Genomic DNA, 14,100 nt, shown 5'->3' with positions numbered 1-14,100 from the left:
AGTAATTAGAGATTGGCTTTGATACCTGCCGAAATCGAAACAGGTGGTTTATAATTATACATGACGTCGGGATCAATCCCGATTTTATTGGCCTTCCAAACGATCAAATTGAGTTGGTTGGCAAAGAGATAAACAGACATCGATTTTATACCGAGCAATGGCTTTGCCGGGCGGATATCATAGCTCAGGTAAATTTCCTGTAATTTGATGTTATCGGCCTTTTCGACATTTACGGAGGCGAAGCGGTAAAACTGGTCTCGTTGCTGATTGCCCGGATAAATGAATGAAGGAATGTTCGTGTGCTGCTCGTCGCCGGGATGTTGCCATCGTTGTTCATAATCATTGTATGCCACACCAGAATTTATTAAATCGGAGTAGGAGGTCGTTGGGCGCCTGAAATAGTAATTAAATTTATAGGATAAATTAAATGCCAGCGAGAAACGGTCCCATTCAAAAGTATTTCGTAGCGTGCCGAATAAGGGCGGGATTGCCGGCCCGCTGACAACCTGCTGCTCCAGCGGGTTTTGGATTATCGCGCCATAATCTTTACTAATTACACCATTCACAAAACCCTGCGGATCACCGGTAGCGGGATCCAGTCCGGCCCATTTATAACTTACGATGTTATAAGGGTTTTGATTTAAGATAGGTAATATAATCAGGCCATCGCTTACCAGTCCTTCAGGCGTCGGCGGGTAAAGATTTTTTGTCGTTTTAAAATTAATGTAACTGAACAATAAATTAGTTCGCCATTTGAGCCTGCCGCTTAGGTTATTCGAATTGAGCACAATATCGATGCCTCTCGAAAATATGGTTGCCGAATTTTGCGAAGCCAAAGAAAAACCAACTGTACCATCAAGTTTAACAGGGTTTAGCAGGTCTAGGGAATGCTTTGTAAAATATTCAAGTGAACCTGTGATACGATTATCGAACAAACTAAAATCAACACCGGTATTGAAATTTCTTACCTGTTCCCACCGCAGGTGGGGATTTGGGGGGGAACTGATGGAAACAAAGGGAATTCTGATCGGATTGAGGCTTGCATTCAAATATTGTATCGTTGTAAGCGCTGATTCATTTGGCAGAACGTTACCGCTTACCCCATATGTTACTCGTAAATTAAGTTGCGGTAGCCAGGATATGTTATAGAACCTCTCACGGTCAAGCCTCCATAACAGGCCCGTTGACCATAGCGGCACCCATTTCTGATTGGTTTGTACACCGAATAGATTGGAGGCATCCCTTCTTGCAGATCCAGATATGGAATATTTGTCGTCGTAGGTATAGGTTGCATTGGCAAAAACGGAGACAAACCTGTTCAATAGGGCCGCCCTGGAAGTGCCGTAGCTTATATAAGAATCACCATATATATCATTATAGGTAGGATATTGATTTGCAAAATCCACACCTGTTGTCGTTAAAGTATTCGGATCATACCCATAGGTGGTTTGGATAAGGGAGTTTGTTCTTGCTTCCCTTATTTCTGAGCCTGCAATAGCCGAAAGCTGATGTTTTACACCCCAGGTGTGGTCGAAGTTTAGCTGCCCGCGAATAGCCTGTTGTTTTCTAACCTGGTCATTTGAGTAAAGGATCCCATTCTTTGGCACGGGATAAATCGCACCGATATCCGATAGCTGGGTGAACGTGTTTATAATGTCCCGGGTATAATAGGAATTTATATTTTGCAGATTATTACCGGATGTCCAGGATTGCTCATATTGGTACTTAACATCCGCCCGAAGCCAGTTGAAAATCTTGTAGGAGGTTCCAAGATTTAATAGCATGTCCGTCATTGACGACCGGTTATCATTAATTGCCAGCTCCTGCAACGGCCGGTACTTCCAATCTAATAACCGTCCGTTACCTGCTGTGTCAGTAAACGCCTTTGTATGGTAAAGATCTATTTCAGCAGGGGTGCCATCGGCGTTTCTTAGGCTAGCATATGGCGAAATTGTGGTGCTTCCGAAACGATAGCTTCCATATGCGCCCGGACTGTTGTTTGTTGAGTTGGTGCGGGTCAGGATTACATCAGTACTTAAAAGCCAGTTTTTTGTAAGATCTATCTGATTATTTGATCGGATCGTTACCCTACCGTTGTCATTGCCGCGAAGCGTATTATTTTCTTTATCATAACCTGCTGAAACTAGGTAACGGATCGATTTGGACGAACCGGTTATATTTAGATAATATTGCTGAGTAACAGCATTCCGATAGATGTATTTCTGAAAATCATTTCTTACATCCTTTGTTCGCAGCTGATCAATTTGCCGGTTTGCCTGACTCTCAGTAATCTCACCGTTCTTTGCCTGGTTCAGTAATAGGGCTACCTGGCTTACTCCGGGAAATGTTGGATCAGAAAACAGGTTATCATAGTATCCTTGCGTAAACAAGTTTTTTTCCACGGCGATATAACTGCTCACAGGTAGTGTATTGGCAGAAAACAGATCAGGGTTTGGCCTCACCGTCATATTGGCGTTAAATGAAACACTCAGCGGCTGATTTGATTTGGCTTTTTTAGTGTTGATGACAATCACACCATTGCCGGCCCTTGCACCCCATATAGAGGAGGCGGCTGCGTCTTTCAATACGGTTATGCTTTCAATGTCGTTCGGATTGATGTTGTTGATATCACCGGAGTAAGGGAAATTGTCTAACACAATTAGCGGGTCTGCTGCATTAATATTTAATGTGCTTAATCCGTGAATTTGAATTGTTTGCTGATCGGGATTTCTGCGGTCTATTTGTAAACCGCTAGTCAAGCCATCGAGGCGGCTGATGATATCGGAACTGACGCGCTGATTTATCAAATGATTATCGAGCTTATAAAATGAACCTGTTGCCCTTTCTTTGGGGATATCCTGATACCCTGTACTGACGAGGATCTCTTTTAGTTCGTTAAGCTGTGGCACCATAGCTATACGCAGGATGGAAGCAAGCTTGGAATCGATCACCCGGGTTTCAGGCTTATATCCAACATACGTCACAATTATCGTGTCAATACCTGTAACAAACATTTTGAACCGTCCCAAAGCGTCAGTGGCCGCCTGCTGGGGTTGATGCCTCGACTTTATTGTTGCGCCGTAAATAGGTTTGTTGTTTTCGTCTTTGACTTCACCATATACCATTACCTGATCCTGGGAAAACCCTTTAAATGACAGCATAGATAACAGCAGGAATAATATTAAGCGCTGCTGTCTCATATTCCGGCCTTTCCTGGAATGATTTTACGCTGAATATTAGGTTTCAGCATAACTTTTTTTCCATCTAAAATATCCTGAATATTGGCAACCGTGAGGTCAGCCTTATGAGGAATCGCGACAATATGACCATCCGGCCCGATCCAGACTTGATAGGGGACACCATAGAACTCAAAGTTTTTAGAAAGGGCCGTGTCTTTATAGACGATAGGCAATTTAAACGGATGATCTGACCAGGCGTTCATCCGGTCGATAACGATCTTCATGCTGCGTTCGGTCTCGTGGTCGCTGGCCGGGTTCACCAAAAGCACCTGCAGCCTGCCCTTGAAACGGCGCTGAAGGGAATCAAGTTTCGGAAAGCCGGCGATACATCCCCCGCAGAAGGAATTCCAGAAATCAAGGATAATGAGTTTGCCTTTAAAATCCGAGATCCTGGCATTTTTAAATTTGCTGTTCATGAGGTTGGTGATCTGCACATCAGGCATTTGATCACCTATTTGAAGATACCTGGTAGTTGGTTTTGTCTGGGACCTCGCCTGAAAAAAAAGGCAAAGCAATCCCAGTAAGCATATTTTGAGCTTCATTTTAGTTTGGGTTTAATTAAAAAAAGGATTGATTATTAAGAAGAAAAAATCAAGGTCATTCCGGAGGGGAAATGAGCAGGAGCCAGGATTGGACAGGATAGCTAGTCATGACTTTCCCCTTCCTGCGGGTTTGTGGAAACCCTGTTCGCCTGGTGTAATATGTAAGCCGCGGCCACCAGGTCCATTAACTGATCGAAGAACAGGGCTACTTCTTCATCCGATAAATCGGCTTTAAGATTGCATTCTCTGGTTACCCAGCACTGAAAGAATTTCCAGAACAGCACTTTAGTTTCCTCGGGGCTGTGATCCCTAAAGAACCTCTCCATTACTTCCTTAAGAGTAATGGCAGACGTAAAATTGTGTTTTATGATTACCGCTTCCATTTCTTTGATAAAAAGGTAAGCCGGTCAAACGCAACAAAGCCATAGGCGTGGACTCAACTTACCGTCTTAGAGGCCCTGAGAAGTGCCGCCACGATAAGAGAGCCCACACCTATGGCGTGGGCAATCACTTACCGTCTCGCGGCTTTAAAATTTCTCAGGTTTCTAAGACGAGACAAAAAGCGATTGCTTCAATTTCTTTAAATGAAGTATCGCAAAACAAATATAATATTTTTTGTTAATTGTAGACTTAAAAGACCACAAAATATTTAAATTTTATTTGTCTTTTCCATTAGATTTAAAACTTATCGATTGAAAGGCAACTATAGCATATTACAGCAAAATTTTGGAAAGCACTTAAGGTTCCTTAGAGAAGAACGTTCACTTTCTTTACGTGAGTTATCATCAAGATGTGAATTAGACAGCAGCAAAATCTCAAAAATTGAAAATGGTAAAACTAACTTACAGCTATCTACTATTTTTGAACTGGCAAAAGGGTTAGAAATAGAAGCTAAAAAGCTTCTTGATTTTAAAATGTAATTAGCCAATCCAGTGCAATTTGATAGCGACGTATATCAATAGCCATAATCCTATCAGAGCCAATGTATAATAAGCTTGAATCTTTTTCACTTATAATAATTGAATATTTATTTTCGATCCTAAACGCTAAGTTAGTAAGTGGTGGGTTAAAGCACAACAATATTCTATATTAAAACAGCCAATTTTCCAGCAGTTCTCAAACTGCAATGGCTAGTGAAAATCACAAGAATTCTTTAATAATGTTCGGAAACCATCTCAAGGTACTTCGGAAAAGTAAAGGCTTGTCTCATCGGAAATTGGCTGCGAAATGTAATATAGATCACGCTGACCTAGTTAGGTATGAAAAAGGAGATATAAATATGTCTTTTAATTCACTAATTGAATTATCACAGGGATTAGAAATTACCTTGAAGGATTTAATGGATTTTTAACTTGCTTAAATCTGAACTTTTTATCAAGATCGATGCCATGGATTGAACAAAGTGACATATATAGTCAGATGTTCCCTCGTTTTGGTATTACCAAAACACAACTTGCTTTCCTTATCTTCGTGCTTCATAAGTGATTTAGAATTTAATAATGACAAGTATTCAACAACGGGCAGAACTACAAAGACAAATATGGCAAATTGCGAATGACGTTCGTGGCTCTGTTGATGGGTGGGATTTTAAACAGTTTGTGTTGGGCACACTGTTCTACCGATTTATAAGTGAAAACTTCACTAATTATATTGAAGGTGGCGACGAAAGTATAAAGTACGCTAGATTATCTGATGAGGTTATATCTCCGGAGATAAAAGAAGATGCTATAAAAACTAAAGGATATTTCATCTATCCTAGCCAACTTTTTTTAAACGTAGCTAAATCAGCTAACACCAATCCAAATCTTAATACTGATCTGGCTGCCATCTTCGCTGCCATCGAAAGTTCTGCAAATGGTTATCCGTCTGAACAGGATATAAAAGGCTTGTTTGCAGATTTTGATACTACGAGTACACGACTTGGTAACTCTGTAACAGATAAGAATAGTAGATTGGCAGCAGTTATAAAAGGAGTTGCAGGTTTGAAAGTTGTCAATTTTAAAGAAAGCGATATCGACTGGTTCGGAGATGCGTACGAATTCTTAATCTCAAACTATGCAGCTAATGCAGGTAAGTCTGGTGGTGAGTTTTTTACGCCTCAAAGTGTGTCCAAACTCATTGCACAACTGGCTATGCATAAGCAAGAAAAAGTAAATAAAATATACGACCCGGCTGCGGGTTCCGGCTCTTTACTTTTACAGGCTAAAAAGCATTTTGACAACCACGTTATTGAGGAAGGATTTTATGGGCAGGAAATAAATCATACTACTTATAATCTTGCTCGTATGAATATGTTCCTGCACAATATTAATTACGACAAGTTTAACATCGCTTTAGGGAACACACTTACCGATCCGCACTTTGGGGAGGAAAAACCTTTTGATGCTATAGTTTCTAATCCGCCATACTCGGTGAATTGGATAGGTGCAGATGACCCGACATTAATTAATGACGAACGCTTTGCGCCTGCTGGTGTGCTTGCTCCTAAATCAAAAGCCGATTTCGCATTCGTACTGCACGCTTTAAGCTACCTTTCGAGTAAGGGCAGGGCTGCTATTGTATGCTTTCCGGGCATCTTTTACCGTGGTGGGTCAGAACAAAAGATCAGAAAATATTTAGTTGACAATAACTTTATTGAAACTGTTATTGCGTTGGCACCCAACCTGTTTTACGGCACTTCCATAGCTGTTAATATCCTTGTTCTTTCAAAACATAAAAGCGATACAAAAACGCAATTCATTGACGCAACAGGTGAAGGCTTCTTCAAAAAAGCTACCAATACCAATGTGCTTAAAGATGAACACATCGAAAAGTTAATGGAGGTGTTCGACGTCAAAGAAGATTTAGAGCATGTAGCCAGATCGGTAGACAACAGCAAAATTTCAGAAAACGATTATAATCTGTCTGTTAGTTCTTATGTGGAGGCTAAAGATAACCGCGAGAAGTTCGATATAGCTGATTTAAACGCTGAGGTTTTAAAAACCGTTGATAAGATAAACAGGCTACGTGCTGATATTGATGGCATTATAAATGAGATAGAAGCATGAGTTATTTAGAGAAATTGTTACAGGGCGTTGAGGTAGAGCAAAAGGCGTTATGGGAAGTCACTACTTGGGACAAGAAGTTTAACGCAGTTGACAATCATAAGCAGCCAAAAACTTTAAAATATAACCATTTGCTTTCAAACGAATTAAAACCGCTGATTTTGAAAAAAGGAAGCGTCCGAATACTTACAACAAATGAAACAGATTTGTGGACCTCTGACGAACTTGCTGGTTCGCGACTAACGAATGCGGAAATAGTTGCAATACCATGGGGAGGTAATGTAATTGTTCAATATTACAATGGTAAATTTTTAACTGGTGACAACCGAATTGCTGTGTCGAACGATAAAAGTTACCTTGACACTAAGTATCTGTACTATTTTTTAAGAAATAATATTAAGCTACTCAGTTCATTTTACAGAGGTTCGGGCATTAAACATCCGAGCATGTCTAATATACTTGATATACATATTCCCATCCCACCTTTCAATGTTCAGAAAAAAATAGTTGGTATTCTCGACACATTTACGGAGCTTATAACAAAGCTTAACACTGAACTCACAGCTCGTAAAGAACAATACGAGTATTATCGCGAGCAGTTATTCAGCTTTGATGAAAAAGATATGGAGCACTTACCTATGGGAGATGATAGGATTGGTAAATTTCAAAGGGGAAAACGCTTTGTAAAAGACGATATCATACCTGAAGGAGTTCCTTGCATCCATTATGGTGAAATGTATACCCACTATGGAACCTGGGCAAATAAAAGCAAGTCATTTCTAAGTGAGAAATTAGTTGAAGATAAAAAACTAAGAATTGCAGAAAATGGCGATGTGGTAATTGTTGGAGCAGGAGAAACAATTGAAGATCTTGGAAAGGGAACTGCCTGGTTAGGCGAAAAGGGCGTAGTCATACATGACGCCTGCTTTTCATACCGAAGCACTTTAAACCCTAAATATGTAGCCTATTTTACGCGTACTAAACAATATCACAATCAAATTAAAAAACATATTTCTTCAGGCAAAATTTCTGCAATTCACGCCAATGGCTTAAGCAAGGTCTTAATTCCTGTTCCATCGCCAAAGGAGCAAGAGCGAATTGTTAATATTTTAGACAAATTTGATGTTTTAACCACTTCAATTAGCGAAGGTCTTCCAAATGAAATAAACCTGCGCAAAAAGCAGTATGAGTATTACCGCGATCTGTTACTAACATTCCCGAAGGGTACTTCGATAGCATGATATGGCACAATCATTAAGAGAAATAGCACAGGCACTAAAAGCCTCTGATAAAAAGGTACAGCTGATCTACGCTTTCAATGGTACCGGTAAAACACGGCTGTCACAGGAGTTTACGGAATTAATTGATCCAAAAGAATTAAATGAAGAAGCGCTAGAAGAACAGCCTATTAAAGTACTTTACTATAATGCGTTTACTGAAGACCTGTTTTATTGGGACAATGACCTAGATGGCGATATAGTAAGAAAGCTAAAGATACACCCCAACAAGTTCACCAATTGGATATTTACAGATCAAGGGCAAGCCTTCAACATTATAACGAATTTTCAGCATTATACTAGTGACAAATTAACGCCCAGGTTTAACGAAGAATCTGTTAGCTATGACGAAAACGGGAATGCTATTATAGTTAATGCGTATTCAGAAATAACTTTTTCAATTGAAGGTGGTAATGCTGATCGCATTGAAAACGTAAAGATATCAAAGGGTGAAGAAAGTAATTTGATCTGGTGTGTATTTCATAGCTTATTGGAGCAGATTATTGAAGTTTTAAATATTGTAGAACCAAGTGATCGAGACACCAATCAATTTAACAATCTACAATATGTGTTTATTGATGATCCCGTAAGCTCATTGGACGACACCCACTTAATTGAGTTAGCTGTAAATATTGCTCAATTGATCAAATCAAGTCAATCGACATCCCCAAAGTTCATAATTACTACTCATAATCCATTGTTCTATAATGTACTATTCAATGAATTCAACAATGCTGATAACCGCCATGGATACAAGTTAAAACATTGCGAGAAAAAGCGATTAGAAAAGTTGGATGATGGTACTTTTAACCTTCATATTCAGTCAAAAGACTCACCCTTTGCATATCATCTATTCCTACTAAAGGAACTTGAAAAAGTTGCACAATCAGGTGATATTCAGAAGTATCATTTCAATTTTCTCCGAAATATTTTAGAAAAAACCTCTACCTTTCTTGGATATGTTGATTGGAAAGAACTTTTACCTAATGAAGCTGAAGGCTCAAGAGATGGCTATTATAATAGAATTATAAACCTTTCAAGCCATAGTAAATTCTCCGGTGAGGAAATTTCTGTATTGACAACTCAGGAAAAAGATGTTCTGAAGCATTTGGTAAGAGAAATTACTAGGATATACAATTTTAGATCAAATATTAACCAACCGGTAACATTACACAATGTCGCAGTATAAAACCATAGCCGAGTCAAACAATTTTATAGTTCTTGATAAATATACCAAGCATTCCGAGTTGAATGAACCTGCTGCGGTATACCAAACCGAGTCTGCCCTTGAGAAAGAATTTATTCAGCAATTGGTGAATCAAGGTTACGAAAATGCATCTAACCTTACATCAATGGAAGCGATGTTGGCTAATGCAAGGACACAGATACAGGAACTCAATAATATGACTTTTACTAATGGCGAATGGTTGCGTTATTTAGAGGAATATTTGGATAAACCAAGCGACAATCTTGTTGAGAAAACACGAAAAATACATGACAATTACATTTATGATTTTGTATTTGATGATGGGCATATTCAAAATATCTACCTGGTAGATAAAAAGAACATTACCCGCAACAAAATACAGGTAATCTCCCAATTTGGACTTAAGGGAAGCCATGCAAACAGGTATGATGTTACTATAATGGTTAACGGCTTACCACTTGTGCAGGTTGAACTAAAAAAACGTGGAGTTGCTATCCGGGAGGCATTCAATCAAGTGCATCGTTACACCAAGGAAAGCTTAAATAGCAACGCCTCTCTCTTTAAATACCTGCAGATTTTTGTTATATCAAATGGTACCGATAGTCGGTATTTTGCAAATACAGTTGAGCGAAATAAAAACAGCTTTGACTTTACCATGAATTGGGCAAGAGCTGACAACACCCTAATTAAAGACCTTACCGACTTTACACAAACATTTTTCCAAAAGAACACGCTTTTAAACGTCCTGCTAACCTATTCAGTTTTTGATACCAGTGATACGTTGCTCATTATGAGACCTTATCAAATAGCGGCAACAGAAAGGATATTATGGAAGATAGGAAGTTCTTTTCAGTCTAAGATCTGGTCGAAAACTGGAAGTGGAGGTTATATTTGGCACACAACAGGGTCTGGAAAAACACTTACAAGTTTCAAAGCTGCAAGGCTGGCAACGCAACTTGACTTTATAGATAAAGTCTTTTTTGTTGTGGACCGTAAGGATCTTGATTTTCAAACTATAAAAGAATACCAGAGATTCTCTCCTGATAGCGTTAATGGATCTGATAGCACAGCAGGGTTAAAAAGGAATATTGAAAAGGATGATAACAAGATAATTGTTACTACTATTCAAAAGCTGAATAACCTGATGAGAAGCGAGAGTGACCTGTCCATTTATCAAAAACAGGTAGTATTTATATTTGACGAGGCACACCGATCTCAATTTGGCGAAGCTCAAAAGAACCTGAAGAAGAAGTTCAAAAAATTCTATCAGTTTGGATTTACAGGAACCCCCATATTCCCTCAAAACGCATTAGGTGCTGAAACTACAGCGAGTGTGTTTGGCAGAGAATTGCACGCCTATGTAATTACGGATGCTATCAGGGATGATAAAGTACTAAAATTCAAAGTTGACTATAACAACGTCAGACCTAAGTTTAAAAAAATCGAGAAAGAACAGGATGAGAAAAAGCTAAGTGCAGCAGAAAACAAAGAAGCCCTGCTCCACCCTGGTCGTATAAAGGAAATTTCTGTATATGTCTTAAACAACTTTAAATACAAAACCCACAGAAATCAGGTAAGCAATAAGGGCTTTAACGCCATGTTCGCTGTAAGTAGTGTTGACGCTGCCAAATGCTATTACGACGAATTGAATCGCTTACAAAGAAACATTGAAAAACCTTTAAGAATAGCCACGATCTTCTCATTCGCTGCAAACCAGGAACAAGACGCTATCGGTGAAATAGCTGATGAGACTTTTGAGCCATCTGCAATGGAGACAAGTTCAAAGGAGTTTTTAACTAGAGCAATCAATGACTACAATGCGATGTTTAAAACCAGTTATGGCGTTGATAGTAAAGAATTTCAGAACTATTATCGAGACCTTGCAAAACGCGTTAAAAGCAAAGAAATTGATCTACTAATTGTGGTAGGCATGTTTTTAACAGGTTTTGATGCACCAGCGCTTAATACATTATTTGTAGATAAAAATCTGCGTTTTCATGGATTAATTCAAGCATTTTCACGAACCAACCGCATTTACGATGCCACTAAGACGTTCGGTAATATTGTTACTTTCCGTGACCTGGAACAAGCTACGATTGATGCAATTACATTGTTTGGCGATAAAAACACCAAAAATGTAGTACTGGCGAAAAGCTACAGTGAATATATGGAGGGCTTTACCGATGCAGAAACCGGTGAAGCGCGTCGTGGCTATTTAGACGTTGTGACTGAATTACAACAACGCTTTCCAAATCCTGATGAAATTGTAACAGAAAAAGACAAGAAAGATTTTGTAAAAATGTTTGGCGAATATTTGCGCGTTGAAAATGTGCTACAGAACTACGATGAGTTTGCTGGATTAAATGCCCTGCAGCATTTAGATATTACAGACAATGAAGCTGTGGAGGAATTCAAAGCTAAACATTATCTAAATGACGAAGACATAGCCGCAATGAAGGCTATTAAAATACCTAGTGAGCGTGCTGTACAGGATTACCGTTCAACATATAATGACATCCGTGAATGGTTGCGACGTCAAAAATCAGCGGATGAAAAGAGTGCCTCTACGATTGATTGGGATGATGTTGTATTTGAAGTAGACCTGCTTAAATCTCAGGAAATTAACCTTGACTATATTCTTGAGCTTATATTTGAGAGCAATAAAAAAACAAAGGATAAGGCCTCGTTAGTAGAAGAAATTCGTCGTGTTATTCGTGCCAGTATAGGAAATCGAGCAAAAGAAGGTTTGATAGTAGATTTTATTAATGAAACAGATCTTGACAACATTCAGGATAAAGCGAATATTATAGATTCCTTCTTCCTATACGCGCAAGGCAGACTTAGAACAGAGGCATCAGAGTTAATTGCTAACGAAAATTTAAACGAGGCGGAGGCAAAACGATATATAACAGCATCTTTAAAGCGAGAATTTGCGACTGAAAATGGCACGGAACTCAATTCCGTTTTACCTAAGATGAGTCCACTCAACCCACAATATTTAACTAAAAAACAAAGCGTTTTTCAGACAATTGCTGCTTTCGTTGAGAAGTTTAAAGGAGTGGGTGGGGAAATTTAGCGGCGTTATTTTAAAATTGACAGGAGGACCTGTTTTCAAGACAAAAGGTTTTGGAAACCTAAATTAATCAGCAACCTATTTATCATATTGAGCCCAAAACACGAGTTAGTATTGTCAGCACCTATACACTTATTTAACGATTATTTTAATGACATTGAAAGAAGCGATCTTAAAAAGTCTTGATGATTTGAATGCCGTAACTAATTATTTGGCAGTTTACAACCATATACTTGATAAAAAATATTATGATTTTGGTACCGGTAAAACACCTGGTTCAACAATTTCCGCTGCTCTAGGGGATTTTATAAGGAATGGTGACTCAAGAGTAAAACGTATCAAACAGGATGGAGGAACATATTCCTATTACCTCACCAAAAATGAACAAAATATAAGCTCTGAAATTTTGAGCGGAATTTCAAGTGAAATAATTCAACCTATTGCAAAAGAAAGCAAGGTTAAGAGTTACGACGAACGATCTTTACACATGCTGTTGAGTTCTTATTTAAAGAATAGCTTAATTTATTCCAAGACAATTTTTCATGAACAATCAACATATGGCAAAGACAGCAATCAAATTTGGACTCATCCAGATATGATTGGCATCAAATTTTTGAACCTTCAAACTAAAGCAAGTCAAAGTTTTATAAAGTCAATTAATAGCGTAGAAACTGTTAAGCTAAGCTCCTACGAACTAAAGAAAGAAATAAATAGCGATGCGGAGTTGAAAAAAGCTTTTTTTCAAGCTGTATCAAATTCAAGCTGGGCAAATTATGGATATTTAGTTGCTTTTGAATACAGCGACAACTTAACCGAAGAAATGGAACGTTTAAACCAGTCATTCGGGATTGGAATTATACAGCTAAATGCTAATCCGTACAAAAGCAAAATTTTATTCCAGCCGAGATATAGAGATTTAGATTTTAAAACTATCGACAAATTGTGTAAAATAAGTAGGGATTTTGAAAAATTCATACAACAGGTAGATAATTTAATGACTGCTGAAGAACGTTATTATAAATCGACTGAAAAAGAACTAAATGAATTTTGCGACAAATATTTTTTAAGTGATACAGAAATTGGCGTTTACTGTTTGGAGAAACACATTCCGATTGAAATCGAAAAGCCCGTCGATTAGTACTTTATATTAAAAAAACTTAAATCTTATGAATAGATTCGAACGCTACAAAGGTTTCTATTTAATTAATAATTCGATACCTGAAGAAAATCTTGTAAAAGGAAACTCCAATGTTTCTATTTTTAAATACTTCAGTTACATATTCATGAAATTTAAACGGGCTTGTAGTTAAAGTATCCCGCTCAGCTAATAAAGAGGTAATCCAGCCAGTAAAGCCAATTAGTGAGTTTTCGCCGAGGTTGTATAACGCTAATTCAGCTCTCACTTTTAGGCTCGACGATTTCATATGTTTTTGCAACCATTTTACCAGGGCCAAGCAATATTAAAACATCTGGTAGGTTAACTTCAATTCCATTAGGATCACCTATATCTTTAAGTTTAAAATTTTCACCACCCTTAAAACAAAGCGCAGCCATTGCTATCATCGGGGCTGACGCTAACATTGTCATTTCCATTTTGCCACCTATCGCTCTCAGCGAGTGTCTAAAAGCTGTTGTACTTGAAATTGCCATCTATTACCACAACTAATTTCATTTCATTAGATTTGTTTTGAAATCGAGTGAATTCGTTTTTAGTAAAC

Annotated in this window: 11 protein-coding genes; 7 read left to right on the top strand and 4 right to left on the bottom strand. The window is 38.3% G+C overall.

Features of this window, described 5'->3' with window-relative positions; genetic code table 11:
- Positions 1-5: 5 nt before the first annotated feature.
- The 3 genes from NPE20_RS06625 to NPE20_RS06615 all read right to left on the bottom strand — a co-directional run bounded on the left by NPE20_RS06625 (position 6) and on the right by NPE20_RS06615 (position 4,164).
- The gene (locus tag NPE20_RS06625) at positions 6-3,200 is read right to left on the bottom strand and encodes a SusC/RagA family TonB-linked outer membrane protein (protein ID WP_256537827.1); all 3,195 of its coding nucleotides are present in this window, start codon (positions 3,198-3,200) and stop codon (positions 6-8) included.
- A complete protein-coding gene (locus NPE20_RS06620) occupies positions 3,197-3,682 on the bottom strand; it encodes a TlpA family protein disulfide reductase (RefSeq protein ID WP_256537826.1) in 486 nt (161 codons plus the stop codon). Before NPE20_RS06620 ends, NPE20_RS06625 begins: the two co-directional genes overlap by 4 nt.
- Positions 3,683-3,882: 200 nt before the next feature.
- Positions 3,883-4,164 carry a hypothetical protein gene (locus NPE20_RS06615; RefSeq protein ID WP_256537825.1) on the bottom strand — a complete coding sequence of 94 codons (282 nt, stop codon included), beginning with the start codon at positions 4,162-4,164 and terminating at the stop codon, positions 3,883-3,885.
- Positions 4,165-4,473: 309 nt separating this feature from the next.
- Between NPE20_RS06615 and NPE20_RS06610 the strand changes: the two genes are divergently transcribed.
- The 7 genes from NPE20_RS06610 (at position 4,474) to NPE20_RS06585 (ending at position 13,520) form a co-directional block, all read left to right on the top strand.
- Positions 4,474-4,701: a helix-turn-helix domain-containing protein gene (locus NPE20_RS06610; RefSeq protein ID WP_256537824.1), complete on the top strand. Its 228-nt coding sequence runs from the start codon at positions 4,474-4,476 to the stop codon at positions 4,699-4,701.
- A gap of 206 nt (positions 4,702-4,907) precedes the next feature.
- Positions 4,908-5,132, top strand: a complete 225-nt coding sequence (locus NPE20_RS26935) for a helix-turn-helix domain-containing protein (RefSeq protein ID WP_354003221.1) — start codon at positions 4,908-4,910, stop codon at positions 5,130-5,132.
- A 148-nt stretch (positions 5,133-5,280) separates the two neighbouring features.
- The gene (locus NPE20_RS06605; RefSeq protein WP_256537823.1) at positions 5,281-6,828 is read left to right on the top strand and encodes a type I restriction-modification system subunit M; all 1,548 of its coding nucleotides are present in this window, start codon (positions 5,281-5,283) and stop codon (positions 6,826-6,828) included.
- Complete coding sequence (locus NPE20_RS06600) at positions 6,825-8,066, top strand: restriction endonuclease subunit S (RefSeq protein WP_256537822.1); 1,242 nt, start codon at positions 6,825-6,827, stop codon at positions 8,064-8,066. Before NPE20_RS06605 ends, NPE20_RS06600 begins: the two co-directional genes overlap by 4 nt.
- Position 8,067: 1 nt before the next feature.
- On the top strand, positions 8,068-9,291 hold the full coding sequence (locus NPE20_RS06595) for an AAA family ATPase (protein ID WP_256537821.1): 1,224 nt from the start codon (positions 8,068-8,070) through the stop codon (positions 9,289-9,291).
- Positions 9,278-12,385: a type I restriction endonuclease subunit R gene (locus NPE20_RS06590; RefSeq protein WP_256537820.1), complete on the top strand. Its 3,108-nt coding sequence runs from the start codon at positions 9,278-9,280 to the stop codon at positions 12,383-12,385. The genes NPE20_RS06595 and NPE20_RS06590 overlap by 14 nt, the downstream gene beginning before the upstream one ends.
- A 148-nt stretch (positions 12,386-12,533) precedes the next feature.
- Positions 12,534-13,520, top strand: coding sequence for a hypothetical protein (locus NPE20_RS06585; protein WP_256537819.1), 987 nt, complete (start codon positions 12,534-12,536; stop codon positions 13,518-13,520).
- Between the two features lie 254 nt (positions 13,521-13,774).
- Here NPE20_RS06585 and NPE20_RS06580 read toward each other — a convergent pair whose 3' ends face one another.
- Entirely contained in the window at positions 13,775-14,032 is a 258-nt protein-coding gene (locus tag NPE20_RS06580; protein WP_256537818.1) for a hypothetical protein, read from the bottom strand.
- Between the last annotated feature and the right edge of the window lie 68 nt (positions 14,033-14,100).

Origin of the sequence: Mucilaginibacter aquariorum, assembly GCF_024498135.1 — a bacterium.
GTDB classification, from domain to species: domain Bacteria; phylum Bacteroidota; class Bacteroidia; order Sphingobacteriales; family Sphingobacteriaceae; genus Mucilaginibacter; species Mucilaginibacter aquariorum.
Note: the sequence above shows the minus strand (reverse complement) of the source record. Positions and strands in the feature narration are given on the sequence as shown.